The sequence below is a fragment of the Pedobacter panaciterrae genome (genome assembly GCF_013204795.1).
Lineage (GTDB): Bacteria > Bacteroidota > Bacteroidia > Sphingobacteriales > Sphingobacteriaceae > Pedobacter > Pedobacter panaciterrae.
On the sequence record NZ_JABMKW010000004.1, the window covers coordinates 20,527 to 44,769 of the forward strand.

At 37.8% G+C, this 24,243-nt stretch carries 23 protein-coding genes; 13 read left to right on the forward strand and 10 right to left on the reverse strand.

The window, feature by feature from the left end; genetic code table 11:
* Positions 1-12: 12 nt before the first annotated feature.
* From HQN86_RS01020 to HQN86_RS01030, 3 genes are read left to right on the forward strand one after another with little or no spacing between them, the layout of a single operon-like run.
* On the forward strand, positions 13-864 hold the full coding sequence (locus tag HQN86_RS01020; protein WP_172659202.1) for an alpha-1,2-fucosyltransferase: 852 nt from the start codon (positions 13-15) through the stop codon (positions 862-864).
* A gap of 34 nt (positions 865-898) precedes the next feature.
* Entirely contained in the window at positions 899-1,855 is a 957-nt protein-coding gene (locus HQN86_RS01025; RefSeq protein WP_172659203.1) for a glycosyltransferase family protein, read from the forward strand.
* A 43-nt stretch (positions 1,856-1,898) separates the two neighbouring features.
* On the forward strand, positions 1,899-2,540 hold the full coding sequence (locus HQN86_RS01030; RefSeq protein WP_172659204.1) for a hypothetical protein: 642 nt from the start codon (positions 1,899-1,901) through the stop codon (positions 2,538-2,540).
* Positions 2,541-2,619: 79 nt separating this feature from the next.
* Here HQN86_RS01030 and infB read toward each other — a convergent pair whose 3' ends face one another.
* From infB to HQN86_RS01050, 4 genes are all read right to left on the reverse strand, one after another.
* Positions 2,620-5,670 (reverse strand): translation initiation factor IF-2, encoded by a 3,051-nt coding sequence (gene infB, locus HQN86_RS01035; RefSeq protein ID WP_172659205.1) that lies wholly within the window; start codon positions 5,668-5,670, stop codon positions 2,620-2,622.
* A gap of 83 nt (positions 5,671-5,753) precedes the next feature.
* Positions 5,754-6,989: a transcription termination factor NusA gene (gene nusA, locus HQN86_RS01040; RefSeq protein WP_048907881.1), complete on the reverse strand. Its 1,236-nt coding sequence runs from the start codon at positions 6,987-6,989 to the stop codon at positions 5,754-5,756.
* Positions 6,990-6,991: 2 nt separating this feature from the next.
* Positions 6,992-7,456: a ribosome assembly cofactor RimP gene (rimP, locus tag HQN86_RS01045; RefSeq protein ID WP_048907882.1), complete on the reverse strand. Its 465-nt coding sequence runs from the start codon at positions 7,454-7,456 to the stop codon at positions 6,992-6,994.
* Between the two features lie 197 nt (positions 7,457-7,653).
* A complete protein-coding gene (locus HQN86_RS01050) occupies positions 7,654-8,088 on the reverse strand; it encodes a hypothetical protein (protein WP_172659206.1) in 435 nt (144 codons plus the stop codon).
* 18 nt (positions 8,089-8,106) lie between these two features.
* Here HQN86_RS01050 and HQN86_RS01055 point away from each other — a divergent pair, with 18 nt between their 5' ends.
* The gene (locus HQN86_RS01055; RefSeq protein ID WP_172659207.1) at positions 8,107-8,454 is read left to right on the forward strand and encodes a phage holin family protein; all 348 of its coding nucleotides are present in this window, start codon (positions 8,107-8,109) and stop codon (positions 8,452-8,454) included.
* Positions 8,455-8,542: 88 nt separating this feature from the next.
* Here the strand turns inward: HQN86_RS01055 and HQN86_RS01060 are convergent, their stop codons facing one another.
* The 4 genes from HQN86_RS01060 to panC all read right to left on the reverse strand — a co-directional run bounded on the left by HQN86_RS01060 (position 8,543) and on the right by panC (position 11,773).
* Positions 8,543-9,007 carry a nucleoside triphosphate pyrophosphohydrolase family protein gene (locus tag HQN86_RS01060; protein ID WP_172659208.1) on the reverse strand — a complete coding sequence of 155 codons (465 nt, stop codon included), beginning with the start codon at positions 9,005-9,007 and terminating at the stop codon, positions 8,543-8,545.
* A 292-nt stretch (positions 9,008-9,299) separates the two neighbouring features.
* Positions 9,300-10,439 (reverse strand): acyl-CoA dehydrogenase, encoded by a 1,140-nt coding sequence (locus tag HQN86_RS01065; RefSeq protein WP_172659209.1) that lies wholly within the window; start codon positions 10,437-10,439, stop codon positions 9,300-9,302.
* 98 nt (positions 10,440-10,537) lie between these two features.
* Complete coding sequence (panD, locus tag HQN86_RS01070; RefSeq protein WP_172659210.1) at positions 10,538-10,888, reverse strand: aspartate 1-decarboxylase; 351 nt, start codon at positions 10,886-10,888, stop codon at positions 10,538-10,540.
* Positions 10,889-10,933: 45 nt separating this feature from the next.
* Complete coding sequence (panC, locus tag HQN86_RS01075) at positions 10,934-11,773, reverse strand: pantoate--beta-alanine ligase (protein WP_172659211.1); 840 nt, start codon at positions 11,771-11,773, stop codon at positions 10,934-10,936.
* Between the two features lie 153 nt (positions 11,774-11,926).
* Between panC and HQN86_RS01080 the strand changes: the two genes are divergently transcribed.
* The 3 genes from HQN86_RS01080 (at position 11,927) to glmS (ending at position 16,135) form a co-directional block, all read left to right on the forward strand.
* On the forward strand, positions 11,927-12,751 hold the full coding sequence (locus HQN86_RS01080) for a glycogen/starch synthase (RefSeq protein ID WP_048907930.1): 825 nt from the start codon (positions 11,927-11,929) through the stop codon (positions 12,749-12,751).
* An 18-nt stretch (positions 12,752-12,769) separates the two neighbouring features.
* Positions 12,770-14,215 (forward strand): DUF4270 domain-containing protein, encoded by a 1,446-nt coding sequence (locus HQN86_RS01085; RefSeq protein WP_172659212.1) that lies wholly within the window; start codon positions 12,770-12,772, stop codon positions 14,213-14,215.
* 81 nt (positions 14,216-14,296) lie between these two features.
* Positions 14,297-16,135, forward strand: a complete 1,839-nt coding sequence (gene glmS / locus HQN86_RS01090; protein ID WP_172659213.1) for a glutamine--fructose-6-phosphate transaminase (isomerizing) — start codon at positions 14,297-14,299, stop codon at positions 16,133-16,135.
* Between the two features lie 23 nt (positions 16,136-16,158).
* Here the strand turns inward: glmS and HQN86_RS01095 are convergent, their stop codons facing one another.
* Entirely contained in the window at positions 16,159-16,587 is a 429-nt protein-coding gene (locus HQN86_RS01095; protein ID WP_048907892.1) for a single-stranded DNA-binding protein, read from the reverse strand.
* Between the two features lie 14 nt (positions 16,588-16,601).
* Positions 16,602-17,651, reverse strand: a complete 1,050-nt coding sequence (gene mutY, locus HQN86_RS01100) for an A/G-specific adenine glycosylase (protein WP_172659214.1) — start codon at positions 17,649-17,651, stop codon at positions 16,602-16,604.
* Between the two features lie 171 nt (positions 17,652-17,822).
* Here mutY and HQN86_RS01105 point away from each other — a divergent pair, with 171 nt between their 5' ends.
* The 6 genes from HQN86_RS01105 to HQN86_RS01130 all read left to right on the forward strand — a co-directional run bounded on the left by HQN86_RS01105 (position 17,823) and on the right by HQN86_RS01130 (position 24,237).
* Positions 17,823-18,125 carry an HU family DNA-binding protein gene (locus tag HQN86_RS01105; RefSeq protein ID WP_008240139.1) on the forward strand — a complete coding sequence of 101 codons (303 nt, stop codon included), beginning with the start codon at positions 17,823-17,825 and terminating at the stop codon, positions 18,123-18,125.
* A gap of 7 nt (positions 18,126-18,132) precedes the next feature.
* Entirely contained in the window at positions 18,133-18,993 is an 861-nt protein-coding gene (locus tag HQN86_RS01110; protein WP_172659215.1) for a tetratricopeptide repeat protein, read from the forward strand.
* Between the two features lie 251 nt (positions 18,994-19,244).
* Positions 19,245-20,795 carry an Rne/Rng family ribonuclease gene (locus HQN86_RS01115; RefSeq protein ID WP_172659216.1) on the forward strand — a complete coding sequence of 517 codons (1,551 nt, stop codon included), beginning with the start codon at positions 19,245-19,247 and terminating at the stop codon, positions 20,793-20,795.
* A 99-nt stretch (positions 20,796-20,894) separates the two neighbouring features.
* A complete protein-coding gene (radA, locus tag HQN86_RS01120) occupies positions 20,895-22,271 on the forward strand; it encodes a DNA repair protein RadA (RefSeq protein ID WP_172659217.1) in 1,377 nt (458 codons plus the stop codon).
* A gap of 443 nt (positions 22,272-22,714) precedes the next feature.
* Positions 22,715-23,272, forward strand: coding sequence for a LemA family protein (locus HQN86_RS01125; protein WP_172659218.1), 558 nt, complete (start codon positions 22,715-22,717; stop codon positions 23,270-23,272).
* Positions 23,272-24,237 (forward strand): DUF3137 domain-containing protein, encoded by a 966-nt coding sequence (locus tag HQN86_RS01130; protein ID WP_172659219.1) that lies wholly within the window; start codon positions 23,272-23,274, stop codon positions 24,235-24,237. The genes HQN86_RS01125 and HQN86_RS01130 overlap by 1 nt, the downstream gene beginning before the upstream one ends.
* The last annotated feature ends 6 nt before the right edge of the window (positions 24,238-24,243 follow it).

The window sequence follows — 24,243 nt, forward strand, 5'->3', positions numbered from 1 at the left end:
TTAATCAATTCAATGAAAATTATCAGATTTCTAGGCGGTTTGGGCAATCAAATGTTTCAATATACCCTGTATAAGTCTTTGGAAAGTAAGTTCCCAAATGTTAAAGCAGATTTGCAAGGTTATAATGACTACCCACTCCATAACGGGTTTGAATTGGAGAATATCTTTGGTTTAAAAATAAACAAGATCTCATCATTTACGAGTAATTTATATTTCAATAAAAAATGGATTTATAAGAAACTTAGGAGAATACTGGGTCTCAAAAATACTTATACAGAAGAAAAAAATCTCTTTTCATTTGATCAATCCATTCTGAATAATCCAAAAACAGCGTATTACTGGGGATACTGGCAAAATTTTAAATATTTCGAGGATATTGCCAGTGAAATAAAAAACGATTTCCAATTTACATCCTCTCTTTCTAAGGAAAACCAACAGATCTTAGATCAGGTTAAACTCAAGAATAGCGTTTCCATTCACATCAGACGAGGAGACTATCTTAAAGACCCACTTCTTGGTGGATTATGCGGCCCTGAGTATTATAAACAAGCGATCAGTTACATCCAATCCAATTTAACTTCTCCAAGTTTCTTTATTTTCTCCGATGACATCTATTGGTGTAAAGAAAATCTAAATCTTGATAATTGTACCTTTATCTCATGGAATAAAGGAATGTCTAGCTACATTGATATGCAATTAATGAGTGCCTGCAAGCACAATATTATTGCCAATAGCAGTTTTAGCTGGTGGGCAGCCTGGCTTAATTCAAACCCGGATAAGATTGTCATAGGTCCTAAAAAATGGGTAAATCATAGCGATCCGGATATCCATATGTCATTTCCACAAAACTGGATCAGCCTATAGCTGTATTTTTCCAAATCTCAACCGAATATATTTAATGAAAAAAATTGCTTACATCTATCAAACAAACAACAAATGGAGTTACGCGGCTAAAACTGTGGCTAATGGTTTTAGAAATGCTTTTATAGATCGTGGCGATTCCTTTAGCTTTTTTGACATAAGTAAGCTCCAAAATTCATTTTGGCCAGCAGAAAAGCTCAAGCTCATCTCTTTTAATCCTGATATTATATTCACTTCAGTAGATAATATTCCTTATTTACCCTTAAATCGACTCAAATCTACAGCTCTTGTCCTTTGGGGATCTTTCTATTCACCTTGTGATTATGAGCCACAAATTGACACAATACTTAAAAAAACCAAACAGGTCTTAAGTAAATACAGTTCAAAACACAACATATTGATTTGGTCTCAGCATGACGAATTGATTAATGAAAGATTTTTTTCAGGCTATCAAAAAGAATTGGGTTTAAAGGTTATTCAACTGCTTCATTGCGCAGACAAAACAAAATACACAGAACCCTTATTAGCCCCAGAGTATGACTTTTTATGGGTTGGCAATATTGGTCACCGCCTCACAACATACAAGTCATTTATAGAGCCTTTAAAAAAGGAATTCGACAACTACTTGGAATATACAGAACATAACATGATCAATCCTGAAACGATTGAAAGCAGACAATTGTATAGCCGCTCATTTATCACTCCGAACGTTCATACGGAAGCCCAAATTAAAAACAAAATATTACTTAATGAACGTGTTTTCACTTCAACTATGCTTGGTGGATTCCAAATTTGCGATAACTTGCTCGCCAGGAAATATTTTAATGATGATGAATTGGTAATTGCTACTGACAGCGGCGACTTTATTGAAAAAACGTATCATTACATTTCGCACCCAGAAGAGAGAATTGAAATGATCAAAAAAATGCAGGTTAATATTTTAAAAAACCACACTTATTTTAATAGGATTGACGACATATTGGCTGCTTTATAATACATCGATAAATTAATATATTTGATTAAAACAAAATTAAAAAATGTTAAAACGAATTAAAGATACAATATTTAAAAGTTCAGACGACAGGAAGTTATCTTTATTATTTAAAAAATATAGAAACCGTTTTGATCAATTTATCGACTATTTAGATCTTGATACGGACCTGCCAACCTTACACATCATTAAGCAGAACAATATTCATAAATACAGAGAGGCAAACAACTTCAACATATTTGTGGAAACAGGTACATACCTGGGTGATATGGTAGAATCGCAAAGAAAACATTTCAAGAAGGTGTATTCCATAGAACTTGGGAAAGACCTGCACATCAAGGCAGTCGAGCGATTTAAAGCTTATCCCAATGTTAAAATTATTCAGGGAGACAGCGGTGTTATGCTAAAAACCCTTTTAAATGAGATTGATGAACCGGCACTGTTCTGGCTTGATGGGCACTACTCATCCGGAATAACCGCTAAAGCGGATAAGAATACGCCTATCTTGAATGAACTGGAAATTATTTTGGCCGCAACGATTTACCATGGAATACTTATCGATGATGCCCGCCTGTTCATAGGTAAAGATGATTATCCTAGTATTGACGAGCTTTGTACTTTTGTTAAAAGTAAAGATCCAAGTAGAATAGTAACTGTTTCTGATGACATTATTAAAATTTTCAGATAAACGAGCAACTTAAGCTAATGTAAAACGTAAAAAGGCGCTTTAAAAAATTTTAAAGCGCCTTTTATATATTATCTATTTTTTACAATTTCCTTTTAACTTCTACTTGTTCGTAAGCTTCAACAATGTCGCCTACTTCAATATTGTTGAAGTTTTGGATATTCAATCCGCATTCGTAACCTCTAGATACCTCTTTAACATCATCTTTATAACGTTTCAATGAAGCCAATTCACCTGTGTAAATTACCACACCATCTCTAACGATACGGATTTTGCTGTTACGTGTAATTGTACCGTCTAACACCATACATCCGGCAATTGTACCCACCTTAGTAATTTTAAAGGTATCTCTGATCTCAACGTTAGCAGTGATCTTCTCTTCAAATTCTGGAGCCAACATACCTTCCATCGCCGCTTTGATCTCATTGATCGCATCGTAGATGATAGAATACAAGCGGATATCTATCTGCTCAGCCTCTGCCAATTTACGCGCACCTGATGATGGACGAACCTGGAAACCTATAATGATCGCATCAGAAGCAGAAGCTAACAACACATCAGATTCAGAGATCTGACCTACCGCTTTACTTATGATATTAATTTGAATCTCTTCAGTAGAAAGTTTCAGTAATGAATCAGATAGTGCTTCAATTGAACCATCCACATCACCTTTAACAATCAGGTTAAGCTCTTTAAAGTTACCGATCGCTAAACGACGGCCAATCTCATCAAGAGTAATGTGTTTCTGAGTACGAAGACCCTGTTCACGCATCAATTGTAAACGTTTGTTTGCAATTTCTCTTGCTTCAACTTCACTTTCAAGTGCATTGAATTTATCACCTGCAGTTGGTGCACCTTGCATACCCAATACCTGAACTGGTACTGATGGGCCAGCTTTATCTACTTTTTGTCCACGTTCGTTAAATAACGCTTTTACACGTCCACTGTAACTACCTGCCAAAATCGGATCGCCTATTTTCAATGTACCAGCCTGTACAAGAACCGTTGTAACGATACCACGCCCTTTGTCCAGAGTCGCCTCAATTACACTACCTGTTGCACGCTTATTCGGATTCGCTTTTAAGTCTAACAACTCAGCCTCTAATAAAACTTTCTCTAATAGTAAGTCTACATTTAAACCGCTTTTACCAGATATCTCTTGCGACTGGAAGTTTCCACCCCAATCCTCAACAAGAATATTCATTATAGATAATTGCTCACGTATCTTATCTGAGTTTGCACCCGGTTTGTCAATTTTTGTAAAGGCAAACACTAATGGAACTCCGGCAGCTTGCGCATGGTTGATGGCCTCTTTTGTTTGAGGCATCACAGCATCATCCGCCGCTACAACAATAATTGCAATATCGGCTACCTTAGCACCACGTGCACGCATCGCTGTAAAGGCTTCGTGACCCGGTGTATCTAAGAAAGTAACTTGTTTACCTGTTGGTGTAGTTACCATGTAAGCACCAATGTGTTGGGTAATACCACCCGCCTCACCAGCTACCACATTCGCTTTACGGATATAATCTAGTAGTGATGTTTTACCATGATCCACGTGTCCCATTATGGTTACAACAGGCGCTCTTGGCAATAAATCCTCTTCAGAATCTTCTTCTTCAATAACAATATCACTTTCATCATCTGGTTTAACGAATTGAATTTCGTAACCAAACTCATCAGCAACGATTGTTAAGGTTTCAGCATCCAAACGTTGGTTAATCGATACAAACATTCCCAAACTCATACAAGTTGCGATAATCTTTGTAACCGGCTCATCCATCATTGTGGCCAATTCATTTGCCGTAACAAACTCAGTAACCTTTAAAACTCTTGACTGCAACTCTTGTTCCATTGCAGCTTCATCTGCTGAAAGGGCAACATCATCACGTTTTTGACGACGTAATTTAGCACGCTGAGCAAACTTACCAGATTTACCTGCTCCACTTAAACGAGCAAGTGTTGCTTTAATCTGATCTTGTATTTCTTTTTCCGTAGGTTCTTCTTTCGGACCGCTATGACCTCCTGGGCCTCCTGGTTTGCTGTTCCTAAAGTTAGGCCTGTTGGCTGTATTGTTTGTGTTATTTCTAAAATCCGGTCTGTTGCCAACTGGAGGCGCAGGTCTTTGCTGACCCGGTTGTCCTTGTTGTCCTGACTGTCCGCCAGCTTGTTGGTTACCGCCACCACTGGCAGGTTGGCCATGGCCGCCCTGTCCAGGATGTCCACCCGGAGTTTTTTTACGTTTACGTTTTCTTTTCGCATCAGCGCTATCGGCCGAAGATGCTACTGGCTGAGATTTACGATCAGGTGTAGTTGGTAAAACAATTTTACCAATGATATTCGGACCTGAAAGTTTTACAGAGCGAGCTTTAATTACTTCTGTTTCCTCAGGTTTCTCAACCTTAGGTGCAGGAGGAGTAACAGGTACCACCTTAGGCGCCACTGGCTCTGGAGCTTTCACTACAGGTGGCTCTACAGCTTTAGGTTGTTCAACCACTACTGGCTTAACTTCTTCTACAGGTTTTACAATTTCTTGTTTTACCTCTTCAACCGGCTGCTCAACTTTCTCAACAGGTTTTTCTTCTTTTACAACTTCCTTAGGCGCTTCTTCAGCAACAGGAGCTTTTGGCTCTGGTGCCGGAGCAGGAGCTTCCTCCGCTTTAACCGGACGTGTTTTAGAATTTAAATCATCAAGATTTATCTTTCCAACTATTTTAACACCAGGTAAAGAGCCTTCTTCTGCTTTATCTGCAGGAGTTTCTGGCGCTGCCGGTTTAGCCGGAGCTTCTTCCTTAGGCTTCTCAGCTGGAGGAGTATACGAATGAAGATTCTTAATTAAAACGCCTTCGTTTTCGAATTCAACATTTTTTCTAGGTGCCTCAGCAACTTTCTCAGTTACTTCAGGTTCATCACGACGAATTTTACCAATAACAATTTGATTGGCTTCTTCTTTTACGATTTTATCGCCCTGAAACTCTTTTAACAGCGCATTATACATGTCGCGAGAGAGCTTAGTAGTGGGTTTATTCTCAACAGAAAAGCCTTTCTTTTCCAGGAACTCAACGGCCGTAGCTATCCCTACGTTAAGTTCCTTAACTGCTTTAAATAAAATTATTGGTTTGTCGTCTGACATTGATATCCTATTTTTTCTTTAATTCTTATACAAAAGTAACGTTTATTCTTATTTATTTCATCTGTAGGTCGTGAGTTTTTGTATTATTCAAATTCTGATTTCAAAATACTCATCACTTCCTTGATGGTTTCTTCCTCCAAATCGGTACGTTTAACCAATTCATCAACGGAAAGTGCTAACACACTTTTAGCAGTATCACATCCGATAGCTTTTAGCTCATCGATGATCCAGCTATCGATCTCATCCGAGAATTCTTCTATATCCACATCCTCATCTTCTTCACCAGCTTCACGATATACATCTATTTCATAACCGGTTAATTTACCAGCAAGTTTAATGTTATGACCACCGCGACCAATTGCCAATGAAACCTGATCAGGTTTTAAATAAACTGAAGCATGTTTTGTTTCATCATCTAATTTAATAGAGGTGATTTTTGCAGGGCTTAGTGCTCTGGTGATATATAATGAAATGTTATTGGTAAAGTTAATTACATCAATGTTTTCATTTTTAAGCTCTCTAACAATACCATGTATACGAGAACCCTTCATACCCACACAAGCTCCTACCGGATCAATTCTATCGTCGTAAGATTCTACAGCAACTTTTGCTCTTTCTCCAGGTTCACGAACAATTTTCTTAATGGTAATTAAACCATCAAAAATCTCAGGAACTTCGATTTCGAATAAGCGCTGTAAAAACTCAGGGGCAATTCTCGAGATAATAATTTTTGGAGTGCTGTTCACCATATCCACTTTAAGGATTACGGCACGAACGGTATCACCTTTTTTGAAATAATCAGCCGGGATCTGTTCAGTTTTAGGCATCATTAATTCGTTGCCTTCATCATCAAGAACCAGTGTTTCTTTTTTCCAAACCTGATAAACCTCTCCGGTTACAATCTCTCCAACCCTGTCTTTATATTTTTTAAAGATTTCGTCTTTTTCAAGTTCTAATACTTTTGAAACAAGTGTCTGACGGGCTGCTAAAATAGCTCTTCTTCCGAAACTCTCTAAAGTGATCTGTTCAATGTAATCGTCGCCAACTTCCATATCCGGATCTAACTGTTTAACCTCGGCAAGTTCAATTTCTAAATCATCGTCCTCAGAAAAGCCATCTTCCATCACTTTTCTGGTACGCCAGATCTCTAAATCTCCGTTATCCGGGTTAACAATTACGTCACAATTCTCATCAGTACCATATTTTTTACGCAACATACTGCGAAATACCTCTTCCAGCACACTAATCACTGTAGGGCGGTCGATGTTCTTAAAGTCCTTGAACTCCTGAAATGAATCGATTAAATTAATATTGCTCATTCTTATTTAAATGAAATTAAAACCTTTGTTTCTGTTATACTATTAAAGTCGATTCCTGTTTCTACCAGTACCGCCTTTTTTCCTTTTTCTTTCACTTTTGCTTCTATAGTGATGCCATTGTCATCTACAAAAAGCAATTTGCCTTCTTTTATTTCGCCACCGGCAAGCTTTACACTTAAATCGCGGCCAATGTTTTTATCGTATTGTCTTTTCAGTTTCAATGGCTCACCAACTCCGGGAGACGAAACCTCTAAATTATAAGCTTTATCAATGGTGTTTTCCTCTTCCAAATGAAAACCAACATGTCTGCTAATGGCTGCGCAATCCTGTATGGTGATTCCTTCATCGCCGTCAACATGAATAATCAGTTTATTATTTGGCAGCATTTTCACCTCAACAAGAAACAACTCCGGTCTGTCCGAAATTTTTTCTTCTACTAATTCTGTTACTCTTTTTTCTATCTGCATAACCAATTCACCAGTAATAGAAAAGAGGGGACTTTTGCCCCCTCTTACCTCTATTACCGTGCAAATGTAAGAAATATTTTTGCAAATTAAAAATGCTATAACACAATCACTTCTGCTTGTAAAAGAAAGCCCTTTTTTACTTCTGTTCAACTTCTTCACAGGATTAGCGTTTCTTCACACCTTGTTCACGGAAGTTATTATCTGGTTAATAATTTCTGCAAAGGTTTTATACTGTAATTCACCTTGCCCTTCATAATATCTTCGGCATTGCCAAAGCGCGCATTCAAATACGTAATAACTAAATAGTCTCTGCCTTTAACAAATGGCTCTTCAGGAACAAACACCACTTCCTCGCCATTAAGGCTTATTTGGCCCTTAACGGGCATTTCTTTTATAGCTGTATCTTTGTCAGATGGTGTTTGCAAAACCGAAACCACATCATAAAAAACAGAGTCGGCAACTGGTGCATTTTTAAGCTGCAAAAGCCCTGGTTGGTCTATATTACCAAACACAATAGATGAACTGTCGGCCGAAAAACCTATCAAAAGTGGCTTACTATTTGTTGATGTACACGAACAAACAGATGAAATGGCACAAAATGCCATCAATATCCTAACAAAAATTTTAACCATAACACTAAATTAAGCTTTATGAAACTAATTGTGGAAATTTTATTAATGGGTCTTGCAGTATTTCTGGGGGCCAAAATTGTACCAGGGGTACAGGTAGATGGTTATGGAGCTGCAATTATTGCGGCCATATTAATTGCGCTGGCAAATGCCACAATTGGTTTTATTTTGCGCCTTTTCACATTCCCAATCAACTTCCTTACATTAGGATTGATGTCATTCATCATCACTGTTTTAATGATATTATTAGTTGATTACCTGATGGCTGGTTTTAATACTACCGGATTTTGGGCAGCAGCAATTTTAGCTATAGTAATTGCGTTGATTAAAGCAATATTTGGAGCTATTGCAGGTTCTGACAAGGATTAAATTCAAAAAAAGAGTGTCCAAAAAGGTAAGATCGTCATCCTGAATTCATTTCAGGATCAAACCTTTTTAGACACTCTTTTTAAATTCTCTAAAGAATGCTTTGAAGATCAGCAGGAGAGTAATTTATAGATTTCAATGTCTTGTTATCTTTAGTTCTGTACACTAAAAACAACGAATCTTCCTTTTTAAAATAGGAATCACTATCATCTTTAGCCTTATAATGGGCTATTGTTTGGTTAGCTTCTTCTTCAGACTTACATGCCTTGCTCATATTTGAACGGTGCACTTCATCAAAGAGATCTTTAAACTTATCTGCAAGTCCGAATTCTAAAATAGCACCGGCTAAAACATACTGTATATCGCATAAAGCATCTGCCACCTCAACCAGGTTATTGTCTTCAATTGCTTGTTGCAATTCCTTCACCTCTTCAACCAGCAACGAAACCCTTAAGTCACTTCTTTGTTTTGATGGAATAATTGGCGAATTCTCTATAGGGTGCTTAAATGTTCTGTGAAATTCGGCTACCTGATTCAATGAGTTTGACTCTTTCATGCTTTAATATTGATTTATATTTTTTTTAATTTTTTTCTTTTACGTGGTCGGCTAGTTCATATCCGCTTTGCTCACTTTTATCTTCTAAAAACAACAGTACTATTAATGAAATGATAGGAATAAGGAAGGAGATAAGAAACCAGAACCAAAACTTCCTGCCCATACTTTTCGCAAGTATCCCAGCCACAATTTGCGGGATTAACATAACGCATAAAAGGAGAATTTCGGGCATATTTCTTTATTTTTATAAACTCAATAAGCTTATAAAAACAAAGATAATGATTACGATTATTTAACGGATAATCTCTCTGGAGATTACCATTTTTTGAATTTCAGAAGTTCCTTCGTAAATCTGGGTGATCTTAGCGTCACGCATCAATCGCTCAACATGATACTCTTTTACGAATCCATAACCGCCGTGTATCTGAACAGCCTCTACCGTTACATCCATGGCTACTTTTGAAGCATACAGCTTAGCCATTGAGCCAGCAAGCGTGTAGGGTTGCCCCTGATCTTTTAACCATGCCGCTTTATAAACCAACATTCTTGCTGCTTCTATGCTGGTGGCCATATCTGCAAGCTTAAAAGCTATTGCCTGATGTTCTGCAATGGGCTTACCAAACGATTTACGTTGTTTAGCGTAGCTTAACGCCAGCTCATATGCTCCGGCTGCAATGCCAAGCGCCTGTGCTGCAATGCCAATTCGGCCTCCCTCCAGCGTTTTCATGGCAAACTTAAATCCAAACCCATCTTCACCAATTCTATTCTCTTTTGGCACTTTAACGTCGTTAAACATTAGAGAATGTGTATCAGAACCACGGATGCCCAATTTGTTTTCTTTTGGGCCAACCGTAAAACCTTCCATACCCTTTTCTACTATAAATGCATTTATCCCTTTATGTTTTAATGCCTTATTTGTTTGCGCAATTACGAGGTATGTTGAGGCCGTACTACCATTGGTAATCCAATTCTTGGTGCCATTTAGCAGGTAATAATCGCCTTTATCTTCTGCGGTTGTTTGTTGCGATGTTGCATCAGAACCTGCTTCTGGCTCCGATAAACAAAAGGCTCCGATCTTTTCGCCGGATGCCAAAGGCTTTAAATATTTTTCTTTTTGTGCCTCAGAACCGAACGCTTCTAAACCGTAACATACCAAAGAATTATTTACAGAAACAACTACAGATGCCGATGCATCTACTTTAGACAGTTCTTCCATTACCAGCACGTATGAAACTGCATCCATACCGCTACCGTTGTATTTTTCTGAAACCATCATCCCTAAAAACCCCAGCTCGCCAAGCTTTTTCACTTGTTCTGCCGGAAATTTCTGTTGTTCATCTCTTTCAATAACTCCAGGCTTAAGTTCATTTTGTGCAAAATCCCTTGCCGCCTGCTGAATCATCAATTGTTCTTCACTTAGTTGAAATAGCATAATTATATATAATAAAAAAATACGTACAGCCAAATTTAGTATTTCTCAACCAAATTACTATGGTAGCATAGTATTATTTTTTATAGTGTAATTACACCCTATTTTAGCAAATGGTTATTATCATCAGGAAAAACCAATATCGGGTGATATTTTTTCGCTTCTTCTATTGGTAAAGATCCGTAAGACATGATGATAAGAATATCACCCACCTGAACTTTACGGGCTGTAGCTCCATTTAAACAAATGGTTCCTGTTCCTCTTTCTCCTTTTATTACATAGGTTTCAAAACGCTCACCGTTATTGTTGTTTACGATCTGCACTTTCTCGTTTGCAATAATTTGGGCAGCATCCATTAGATCTTCATCAATGGTAATACTTCCAACATAATTCAGTTCTGCCTGTGTTACTTTAACACGGTGGATCTTCGATTTTAATATCTCGATAATCATAATGCAAAGTTAGATAAAGTTTCTGAATGAATGATTTCCCGTTTTTCAGCTAAGTATCATATTATCGATAAGCCTTGTTTGCCCTACTTTGGCAGCTACAAGAGCTATAATATTCTGATCATTTTTGTTTGTCTCAGGAAGTAATGTTTTTCCATCGGCAATTGTAAAATAGTCGAGCTCAACTCCGGGCGTTTCTTCAATTAACTGTTTAGCCTTTTCTAAAAGCTCGGGAATGCTTTTATTCTTGAAATTATCACTTACGTAGGTAAGCGCCTTGCTTAATACCAACGCATTTTTTCTGTCGGCAGCACTAAGATGTATATTTCTTGAACTCATGGCAAGCCCATCGTCTTCTCTTATAATCGGACAAGAAATGATTTGAACAGGAAGGTTGAAGTAGGCAACCATGTTTTGGATCATTAGCACCTGCTGGTAGTCCTTTTGTCCAAAAAACGCGACATCCGGGCTTACAGCATCAAACAGTTTTTTTACAATTTGGGTAACCCCTTGATAATGACCTTTTCTAAATTCACCCTCTAAAAGAAATTCGGCAGGGCCCAGATCAATATGCCATTTCTCTTCAGTCGGATACATCTCCTTTACCGAAGGCATGAATACCACATCACATCCGGCGTCTTTAAGCATAGCCATATCATGCTCTAGCGGGCGCGGATATCTCTCTAAATCTTTAGGGTCCGTAAATTGGGTAGGGTTCACAAAAATACTGCAAACCACTATATCAGCCTGCTTTTGGGCCATCTTTATTAATGATACATGACCTTTGTGCAGCGCACCCATAGTTGGCACTAAAGCAATTTTCTGCTGGGCCAATTTAATTGGGCCAAGCAACGACTTTAACGCCGCAATAGTATTTAGTACTTCCAAACCAGCTTATAAAATTTCAGGGGGCAAAGTTGGTTATTTATCTATTCCCAACAAAACATCTTGCGTATTATATTGATAAATGTTATTATTTTGCTTACCTTTGCCCCTTGATAATCTTTTCTTTAACATAAATTTTTATTTACGAATATGGAGATGGCCAAAACGAAGCTACTGATTGTTACACACGAGATGTCGCCTTTCCTTGAACTCACAAAGATTTCAGAAATTACCCGTCAGTTACCTCAGGCAATGCAGGATAAAGGATTTGAAATCCGTATTTTAATGCCAAGGTTTGGAAACATTAATGAAAGAAGGAACAGATTACACGAGGTTATTCGTCTTTCGGGCATGAACATCATTATTGATGACAATGATAACCCGTTAATCATTAAAGTTGCCTCAATTCCGGCAGCAAGGATGCAAGTTTACTTTCTGGATAATGAAGATTATTTCCAACGCAAGTATGTCTTTAGGGATAAGGAAGACAAGTTCTACGCTGATAACGATGAAAGAACAATTTTCTTCTGTAAAGGTGCACTTGAAACTGTTAAAAAATTAGGCTGGTCGCCAGATATCGTTCATTGCCATGGCTGGATGACATCCTTAGTACCTGCGTACATTAAAACTACTTACAAAAACGATCCTACTTTTAAAAATTCAAAAGTGGTGTATTCAATTTATGAGGACTGTTTCTCTGAAACAATGAATACTGATCTGTACAAAAAAGCAGTAATGAACTCTATGACTGTTGAGGATACTAAAGTATTTGAAAAAGCAGATTGTAGTGCCTTGCATATTGGAGCAGTAACGTATTCTGATGCAGTAGTTTTAGCTGATGAAAACATCAATGCTGATGTGTTAAAATTTGTTAAAGATTCTAATAAGCCAACTTTAGCTTTTAATTTAACCGAAAATTTCGAAAACTTCTACTCATTATATGAAGAAATTTCGGATGAAGAATTGGTTTCAATAGCTTAAACTCAGGTATTCTAAAATATGAAATTTATAAAACTAGACTTATTGACCCTGTTGATAGGTCTTTTTCTTTTTGCATCTTGTAAAGATGCCAATACTATCGGCCTTACACCTGATGGCGACTCTCCTATTAAAGGTATTTTAGACAATACCGTTCTGGTTGATTCCAAAACTGTTCTTGATTCAGCTACTGCATCAATTGGATTGGCAAGACATCCTTTGGGTTACATTACCGGAGATGCTACTTTTGGAACTACCGAAGCAAGCCTTTCTATGACGGTAAGCCTTCCTTCAACTAGTTATAGCTTTGGAGGAATACCAACTGTAGATTCGGCAGTACTCGTTTTGCCTTACTCAACTCAATTTTATGGTGATACAACAACTTCGGTTTATAGCCTTAATGTGCACCAGCTTAAAGATGACCTCTCTTTGCAAAAGGTCTTTTTAAGCAACAAAGTATGGCCTGTAGAAACTGAGGTGGTAGGCTCTCTTACCACTAAGATAAAGCCAAAAACACCTTTTAAAATTACTGATATCGTAACAGGAAAACCTGATACGCTTAAGGCTGTTGTTCCTCAATTAAGGATAAAGCTTAGTAATTCATTTATTCAGGAACACATTTTAAATGTAGATTCAGCACTAAGAGCAACAAACACTAAATTCTCAGCAGTATTTAAAGGTCTGCAGGTAAGTGTTAACAAGACCTCATCAAGTGGCCCTGGAGGTGTAATGTTTATTAATTTTGGCGGAACTGATGCTAATCTTCAAATTTATTACAAAAAACAGGTAGGAACAAGTGTTGTAGAGAAAGATACTGTAGCCGTTAATTTCCCTATTTCATCAAGTTCAGGCCCTATTGCGGCAACGGTTAAGCATGATTACACCGGAACACCTGTTAAAGCACAATTAGATGCGCCAACGGCATCTTTTGACGTTACATATTTGCAAGCACTTTCTGGCGTAAGGAATAAAATTTCTTTCCCTGATCTAAAAGCTTTTGTAGACAAGGTAAAGGCTGGAAATGCAGATGCACGTGTAGTAATTAACAGGGCAGAATTGGTTGTTAATCTTAAAAGCGGAACAGATGTATCGCCATGGAATGCTGCTCAGCGGCTATCTCTTTACAGACTTGATATAGCCGGTCAGAGAGCAAATATTCCTGACAACGAAGGCCCTACACAAGCCAATCCGACACCACCCGCTACCTATGCAGGCTCTGAAGCAGCATTTGGTGGATTCTATGACACGGTTAACAAAAGATATATATTTACAGTAACTAGTTACCTGCAAGCTCTGATTGACAACAAGACTGTCGATTATGGTACTTACCTGGCACCTAGCTCACTTACTGAGTACAATGTTTTCCCTTCTTTAACTTCCGGTGCAAGGTCAATCATAAACACTGCAACCCCGGCTACGGGCGAAAAAGGCATTAAGTTAAACATCTATTATACCAGAATTGACTAGCTAAATTTATTTATACACTATTGTGTTTATATCCTCCGAGATCATTAATTTCGGAGGATATATTTTTTAAACCCAGTATGTATGTGTGGAATAGTTGGTTATATCGGTCACAGAGAAGCGTGGCCAATAGTTATTAAAGGACTAAAAAGATTAGAATACCGCGGATACGACAGTGCTGGTATTGCGCTTATTTCTGATGATGGATTAAACATCTATAAAAAGGCAGGAAAGGTTACAGAACTGGAGAACTTTGCTGCAGGTAAGAATTTATCTGGCACAGCGGGAATTGGCCATACCAGATGGGCTACCCATGGAGCCCCTTCCGATAGAAACTCGCACCCCCATACATCCAACAATGGCAAGCTTACTATAATTCACAACGGGATTATTGAGAACTATGCTACACTCAAAGAAGAGCTAATAACCAGGGGCCACGACTTTAAAAGTGATACCGATACCGAAGTTCTGGTACACTTAATTGAAGAAATTTATAAAAACGAAAAGATAGATCTGCTGGAAGCTGTTCGACTGGCCTTACGTGAGGTTAGTGGAGCTTACGCAATTGTTTTGATGGACGAAGAGCATCCAGATCAACTGATCGCTGCAAGAAAAGGAAGTCCAATGGTTATAGGAGTTGGCGATGGAGAATACTTTATTGCTTCGGATGCCACGCCTATTGTTGAGTACACCAAAAATGTGATCTACCTGAACGATAATGAAATTGCATTTATTAAACGCGATGAGTTATTGATAAAACGCCTGGATAATGTAGTACAAACACCTTATGTTCAAGAGCTCGAGTTAAAACTTGAGATGCTCGAAAAAGGTGGGTATGAACATTTCATGCTAAAAGAGATCTTTGAGCAGTCGCGCTCAATCAGAGATTGTATGAGAGGCCGTATCTATCCAAACGAAGGTAAAGTACAACTGGGCGGAATAAAAGAATATGCCGACAAGCTAAAAAATATTGATCGTATAATTATTGTTGCCTGTGGCACTTCATGGCATGCTGGTCTTGTAGGTGAGTATTTGATTGAAGAATATGCAAGAATCCCTGTAGAAGTGGAATATGCATCAGAATTTAGATACAGAAATCCAATAATTACTGAAAAAGACATCGTGATTGCCATTTCTCAATCTGGAGAAACAGCAGATACAATGGCCGCAATTGAAATGGCCAAAGAGAGGGGTGCGACGATTTTTGGTGTATGTAACGTTGTGGGCGCCTCCATACCACGATTAACACATGCCGGTGTTTATACACATGCCGGACCTGAAATTGGAGTTGCTTCAACCAAAGCCTTTACTGCTCAGGTTACGGTGCTTACTTTAATGGCTTTTTATATGGCTCAGCAAAAAGGTACGCTTACCAATTCAAAATTGGTTGAACTACTTACCGAGTTAGATTGCATCCCAGATAAAATACAAGTGGCGCTTGAATCTAATGATCTTATAAAAGAAATTGCCGAGAAATTTAAGGATTCAAGAAATTGCCTATTCCTTGGCAGGGGAAGTGGTTTCCCTGTAGCGCTGGAAGGAGCTTTAAAGCTCAAGGAGATCTCTTACATCCATGCCGAGGGATATCCGGCTGCCGAGATGAAACACGGCCCCATAGCGCTTATAGACGAGGAAATGCCAGTAGTTGTTATCGCCACTAAAAATTCATCTTACGAGAAAGTAATCAGCAATATCCAGGAAGTGAAGGCCAGAAAAGGAATTGTCTTGGCGATAGTCACCGAGGGAGATGTTGAGGTTAGAAAAATGGTAGATTATTGTATAGAGATACCTGATGCCAGTGAGGCATTCTTACCATTACTGGCCACAATACCGCTTCAATTGCTATCTTATCATATCGCAGTATTAAGAGGCTGCAATGTAGACCAACCGAGAAATCTGGCTAAATCTGTTACTGTGGAGTAACAGATTTAGTTCTTTATATTTAGTTAGAAAGGCAAATCACCTGAAGCGTCGCTTGGATCAATGTAATCCGTTTCGCTTTTTGGCGTACTATTCTCGCCCGTAGATGGGGTTTGTTCAAAATCACTCTTTCTGCCCAGAATTGTAAAATTCTCTGCAACTACTTCTGTAACATACTTCTTTACTCGCTCTTTGTCTTCAAAAGAGCGGGTACGAAGCTTACCTTCAATATACACCAGTTTGCCCTTTTGCAAATACTTTGAGGCTACTTCTGCTAAACCTCTCCACAAAACAATATTATGCCACTCTGTTTGCTCTATTCTTTTGCCATCTTTGTTATACGTCTCTGATGTTGCCAATGGGAAACTTGCTACGGTTACACCTCCATCTAAATGTCTGACTTCAGGATCTTTTCCTAAATGTCCTACTAAAATAACTTTGTTAATACCTGACATGAATTCTGATTTATCTAATTTACGGAATAAGAGCTTATAAAATTTGTTATCACTTTAGGTTGTGGCAATTCGTCCAGCTCGCTTAATGAAACCCATTTTATTTCTGCATTCTGATTAAAGTTAATGATATAATTATCTAAAGCAAAAAATTGAACATATATAGTTTGGTGGGTCAATAAATGTTTTTTCTGCTCTAATGGCGTAATTGTACAGGTGTCGCCAAAATTATTCTTCAATATGGTCAGGAATTGTTCTTGTGCTTCCAGGTAATTGTCGTCAGTTTCTATTAAAGGAAAATCATACAGCTCCTGCCAGATGTCTCCAGGATTCCTTTTGTTTACCAGGATTTCATCTCCATTAAAACATACCAGATAGTTAAAATAACGAGTGCGTTTTTTAAGTTTTTTCTCTTTAACAGGAAGCGTATTTACAAGATCATTTTTCCTGGCAAAACAATCAGATTGAACAGGGCAGGATTCGCAGGCAGGAGATTTAGGCTTGCAATGCAACGCTCCAAACTCCATAATGGCCTGGTTGTATACAGAAGGTTCTTGTCCGGCTATTAGATTTTGTGCCAACTCTATGAATTGCTTTTTCCCGGCAGGACTGTTTATTGGGGTTTCAATTCCAAAATATCTCGACAATACTCTAAACACGTTGCCATCCAGAACTGCTTTCATCTCATTCGAAGAAAACGATGAAATGGCTGCAGCGGTATAATCCCCTATTCCTTTCAAGCGAATTAGGTCATCATACTTTGTAGGGAATTTCCCATCATAAACTTCCTGGATCTGCTTGGCAGTATAAAGCATGTTTCTTCCTCTTGAATAATAACCCAACCCCTGCCATAGCTTAAGTATCTGTGTTTCTGTAGCTGCAGCAAACGCAGTAACTGTTGGGTAATTTTCTAAAAATCTATTAAAATAAGGCAATCCTTGTTCTACCCTGGTTTGTTGCAATATAATTTCTGAAAGCCAGATCACATAAGCATCCGTTGTACCCCGCCATGGTAAGTCTCTTTTATGATTTAAATACCATTTTACTATTTCTGTTTGAAAAGCCATAGACGCAAAAATACGGCGTTATTAATTTGTTTTCGGCAAAACTTGCAATTCTCTGATACAATATGAAACAAATAAATCATCTTTTATTTTCCTATCTCATTAAAAAGCAATACTTTTGCAACCCCAAAACACTTATAAAGTATATAATACACTATAAATAAATAATAGAATATGACTAAGGCAGATATTATTTCAGAAATATCAACAAAAACAGGAATTGAAAAGGTAGATGTACAAGAAACCGTTGAGGCATTTTTCAAAGTGATCAAGAACAGTATGATCGGAGGAGAGAATGTATATGTTAGAGGTTTTGGTAGTTTTGTTGTAAAAAAGAGAGCGCAAAAAACTGCGAGAAATATTTCTAAAAACACTGCAATTATTATCCCAGAGCATTTTGTACCAAGTTTCAAACCGGCAAAAGTGTTTGTTGACAAAGTAAAAAACAACTCTAAAAAAGTAAGCGTAGAAGCTTAATCAACTTATGCTAAACAATATCCGTTCAAGACAAATTATCATAATTGGAGCAATAGTATTGCTTGGAGCTTTTTTGTTTACAAGGGATATTAAAGGTTTAGTTAAGCCAAAAGAGCAGACAACGAATGTTCCAGCCGCAGGGCAGATGACATCGGAAACCCCTCAGCCAATTAGTTTGGAAGAAGTTTCGGCTTCTGGTAAAACCCTGATCAGTCCAAACTTTGCCGCTGAAATTACTTCACTTGAGAGCACATATAAAGCTTCTACCGATAAGGTTACGGCCGCTAAAGTGCTTGCTCAAAAGTGGGATGATGTTGATCAAAGTGCACCAAGCGCTTTATACCTTGAGATTATAGCCAATCAAGAGAAAACATTAGCCAGCTGGTTAATTACCGGAGACCGTTTTTTAAAGGCATTTGACAACTCAAGAGACAGTATATTACAACCTGCATTATTACAAAGAGCAAATGCTGCTTATACTAATGCCGTAAGTATTGACTCAACAAGTGCTGATGCTAAGACAGGCCTGGGAATTACCATTGTTAATGGAATGGGAATGCCAATGAAAGGTATTGCGTTATTGATGGATGTGGTAAAAAAAGACCCAAAGAATTTGAAAGCGAATATGAGTTTAGGTACATTCGCAATTAAATCTGGCCAGTTTGATAAAGCCATAACCAGATTTAACAACATTATCGCCATTAAGCCTACTCCCGATGCGTACTTCTATTTAGCCACAGCTTACGAAAGCCTTGGTAAAAATGCAGATGCTATTGATGCTTATCTTAAGAGTAAAAAGCTAGCCGCCAATCCCAAATTATCTAAATTCATTGATGATAAAGTATTGGAGCTAAAGAGTAAAAATTAATAAACAGATTAAAAAAAATATTTAAAATTCAAGATTATGCCAAGCGGTAAAAAAAGAAAAAGACATAAAATGGCTACCCACAAACGCAAAAAACGTTTAAGAAAAAACAGACATAAGAAAAAATAATTTTTCTTATTGTTTTGCATAGAAAATAAGGCTACGACAAGATCTTAGCCTTATTTTTCGTTGCAATGTTTTTTTTATTTGTCCATGTGTTAATAAGGCATTTAATGCCTTAAAATCTGTAGCTTTTGGTAAAAGAATTAATTATAGATTCCTCTCCACTGGGAGTAACCATAGCTTTAGTTGAAGACAAACAACTTGTAGAACTTCATAAAGAACAGATCAACAACAATTACGCCGTTGGCGACATTTATTTAGGCCGCATCAAAAAAATCATGCCGGGTCTAAATGCTGCGTTCGTAGATGTTGGTTATGAAAAAGATGCATTTCTGCATTATTTTGATCTTGGTCCTCAAGTCCAATCTTTAATTAAGCTAACTAAAATCAAGCGTAACGGCTCTGTTAATGGCACTTTACTGGATAATTTCAAGCTAGAGGGAGACATTAACAAAGCAGGCAAAATATCGGAAGTAGTAAGCAAGAATCTTGTTTTACCTGTTCAGATAGCAAAAGAGCCAATTTCAACTAAAGGTCCTCGTTTAAGTTCAGACCTTTCAATAGCCGGCAGATATATTGTATTAGTTCCTTTCTCTAATGTAATCTCTATTTCCAAAAAGATTAAAAGCAATACCGAACGTAATCGTTTAAAAAAGATTATTGAAAGTATTAAACCTAAAAATTTTGGAGTAATTATCAGAACCGTTTCTGAAGGAAAAGGAGTTGCAGAACTTCAAAAAGACCTTTTGGATTCTGTAGCTAAATGGGAAAGCTTTATTAAAAAGCTTCCTGATGCAGAACCTTCTAAACGCGTTTGGGGAGAAATGGATCGGACATCAACATTGATCCGTGATATTTTAAGCACTGACTTTACAAATGTTTATGTAAGCGACAATAGCCTGTTTGAAGATATTCGTTCCTATGTTCACGAAATCTCTCCGGAAATGGAAAAGATCGTGAAACTGTACAAACATAAAGAACCTATTTTTGAGCATTTCGGCATTGAGAAACAAATCAAGAACTCTTTTGGTAAAACAGTAAACTTAGCTGGAGGAGCCTACCTTGTTGTTGAACATACTGAAGCGCTTCATGTTATTGATGTAAACAGCGGAAACAGAACAGCCAGCAAAGAGAATCAGGAAGACAATGCCTTGCAGGTGAATAAAGAAGCCGCCAAGGAGATTGCCCGCCAACTTCGTTTAAGGGATATGGGTGGTATTGTAGTAATCGATTTTATCGATATGCACAAGCCTGTTAACCGTAAAATGTTGTTCGACTATCTTAAGGATCTGATGTTACTGGATCGTGCTAAGCACACCATATTGCCGCCAAGTAAGTTTGGCCTTGTTCAGATCACACGTCAGCGTGTAAGGCCCGAAATGAACATTGTAACCAGTGAGAAATGCCCTACCTGTGACGGTACGGGGGAAATTAAGGCCAGTATTGTTTTAATGGATGACATTGAAAATAACCTGACCTATATTTTGCAGGAGCAAAACGAAAAAAATATTACGCTTTGTGTACACCCGTATATTGAAGCTTTCATTAAAAAGGGCTTTATCTCTTTACAGTGGAAATGGTTTTTTAAATTCGGACAACGAATTAAAATCAGATCAGTCTCGTCTTATAATTTGACTGAGTTTCACTTTCTTTCTTCAAAAGACGAAGAAATTAAATTGTAAAAATTAACTTATTAACTAAACAGGCCCGATTTCTTAGAGATCGGGCCTGTTTGTTTTAATAGAATTAAGCATAAATTAGTAGAATTAAATTGTAATCAATTGGCTAAAACTAAATCAGCATATTTCTGCCAAAGTTGTGGGTATGAATCAGCGAAATGGCTAGGGAGATGTCCTTCATGCAATGAATGGAATACCTTCGTCGAAGAAATCATAGAGAAAACAAGCACTAAGGTACCTTCCTGGAAAACATCCACCGGCACCCAACGCTTAAATAAACCATCCAAAGTTGATGACATCCAATCGATAAGCGAAGAAAGAACTTTAACAGGTGATCTTGAGCTCGACAGGGTTTTGGGTGGAGGTTTAGTTGCCGGCTCTGTAATACTGATTGGAGGTGAACCAGGAATCGGTAAATCTACCCTGATGCTGCAGCTGGCCTTAAATATTTCTGGCAAAAAGATTCTATATGTTTCCGGAGAAGAAAGCGAACAGCAAATTAAAATGAGGGCTGAGCGCATTACTACCACACCTAAAGCTGATTGCTACATTCTAACTGAAACCTCTACTCAAAATATTTTTAAACAGATTGAAACGCTTGAACCAAATATTATCATTGTTGATTCTATACAAACACTTCACTCGGCCAATATTGATTCAACCCCTGGAAGTGTATCTCAGGTAAGAGAGTGCACTGCAGAATTACTCCGGTTTGCAAAGGAAACTGACACCCCTGTATTTTTAATTGGCCATATTACCAAAGACGGCACCATTGCCGGACCAAAAATTCTGGAACATATGGTTGATACCGTTTTGCAGTTTGAGGGCGACAGGCATCATGTATATAGAATTTTGCGCTCTATCAAGAATCGTTTCGGGGCCGCTGCCGAACTAGGAATTTACGCAATGCACAGTACGGGTTTGCGGCAAGTTTCCAATCCTTCCGAAATTCTGTTATCACAACGTGATGAAGAAATGAGCGGAATCGCAATTTCGGCCACCTTAGAAGGCGCAAGACCAATGTTAATCGAAACACAGGCATTGGTTAGTGCCGCAGCCTATGGAACTCCTCAGCGATCTGCAAATGGCTTTGATACTAAAAGAATGAACATGCTTCTTGCCGTACTCGAAAAAAGGTGTGGTTTTAGATTAAGTACCCGTGATGTTTTCTTAAACATAGCCGGTGGAATTAAAGTTGAAGATCCGGCAATTGACCTGGCCATTATGGTTGCAATAATCTCCTCGCATGAAGATATAGCTATATCTTCTAAAATCTGTTTCGCAGCAGAAGTTGGTCTATCAGGAGAGATCAGAGCAGTTAACCGAATTGAACAACGCATCCTTGAGGCAGAGAAGCTTGGGTTTGAACGGATCTTTATTTCTAACTATAATTTAAAGGGTCTTATTCTTGATCGATTTAAAATTGAATTGACCCCTGTAAGGAAGATTGAAGACGTATTTTCATTGCTATTTGGTTAACCAAGCGTGGAACTACCGTGTATATTTGCCATTTAGTTTCTACACATTGGGGATATTCTTTCCCTCTAAAAAATTTGGCACATTTTCAGTAAAATCACACATACCGCTATATATAAGGCAGTTACACTTAAAAAAGAAGACATATAACAGATTGGCCTACTAATTGCAATTACCTACATGTTATCAGTCATTTATGAATGGTAATAAACAATAGGGATGATTATCCTCGTTATCGTAAGATAGCGAGGATTTTTTCATTTTAAGCCAAAGGAATTGTACTTTTAGAATAATTAAAAAGGTTCTCCTTTTTAATATTGATTGATTAAACCCTGTCTTCTCCGAGACAGGGTTATTTATTCCATTTTTTTCGTAAATAATTTTAGCTTGAGCATGTTAAATTTTAATATATTTAAATATTAATTAACCTCTTAACCCTTATCATAATGATTATTGCCGCTATTATCATCGCTGTGCTACTAATTTTTGGAATCGGCATATACAATTCGCTGATCGGCAAAAAGAACCAGGTAGCCAATGCTTTTTCTGCAATTGACGCCATGCTTAAAAAACGATTTGATTTACTTCCAAACTTAATTGAGACTGTAAAACAGTATATGCAGTATGAAGGAGATCTGTTAACCAAAGTGGTAGAATTGCGTGCCAAAGCCGCGAGCCCAAACTTAAGTAACGAGGAAAGATTAGACCTGGATAAGCAACTTGGCTCAAGCGTTAAAGGCTTAATGGTAAACGTAGAGAATTATCCGGATCTGAAAGCAAACCAGAATTTCCTGAACCTACAAAGCACCTGGACAGAGAGCGAAGAACAAATTGCAGCCGCAAGAAGAGCTTACAATTCCTCAGTTACCGATTACAACAATGCAATTATGATGTTCCCGGGAAGCATTTTTGCCGGAATGATGAACTATCAGCCAATTGCTGTACTGGCAAACACAGAGGAAGAACGAAAAAATATAAGTGCAAAAGATCTTTTTAATAACTAATGGCAGAAGAAACTGCAACAGGGGCCTCTTTACAAATCATACTTAATGAACTCGAAATACAGAGAAAAAAGGTTTCCGATATAAAAACAAAGGCCTACCTGTTTCTTGCAGGTGGAGTAATACTTATAGCAATCGGCGTTTTACTTGGGAGCCTCATGATTGCGGGAGCCATAAGTGGCGGCGCATCCATAATTACTTCTATTGTTCTTTTCAGTAATTCCAGCCAAAAGTTTAATGACTATAGGCATGAATTTAAGCAAAGAGTGGTAGCTACGGTATTAAAGTCCATAGATCCAAGTTTAGAGATCGAATATAAGTATGGGTTACTGGAAAGCGATTTCATTAATTCTCAGCTATTCACTCAACGCCCGGATAGATATAGGAGTCAGGATCAAATTTATGGCAATGCAGGAAAAACAAGGTTTTCTTTTTCTGAAGTTCATGCAGAATACAAAACCGAGACACAAACAAAAAACGGACGACAAGAGCATTGGCACACCATCTTAAAGGGAATCGTATTTTGTGCCGATTTCAACAAACATTTTAATGGCCTAACAGTAGTTAAGCCAAAGGATATGGGAAGCGCGCTGGGCGCCTGGATATCCGATAAAATGCCGATCTTCTCCTCATCAAGTAAACAGCTTGTAAAGCTGGAAAATATTGAATTTAACAAGGCCTTTGTTACCTATTCAACTGATCAGGTAGAAGCCAGATATATTCTTACTCCTGCAATGATGGAAAGATTATGCGAGCTAAACGACAAAAGCGCTGCTACAATCTCTGTATCTTTTATTGGTTCTTACGTTTACATAGCTTTCCCTTTAGAAAAGGATTACTTTGAACCTCCGGTATTTAAAAGCCTGCTTACCACCAAATCATTAGATGAAGACCTAAGCATCGTTCGCTTTATGTATGCAATTATTAGCGAACTGGATCTTAACACTAGAATTTGGGGGAAAGAATAAAAAAGG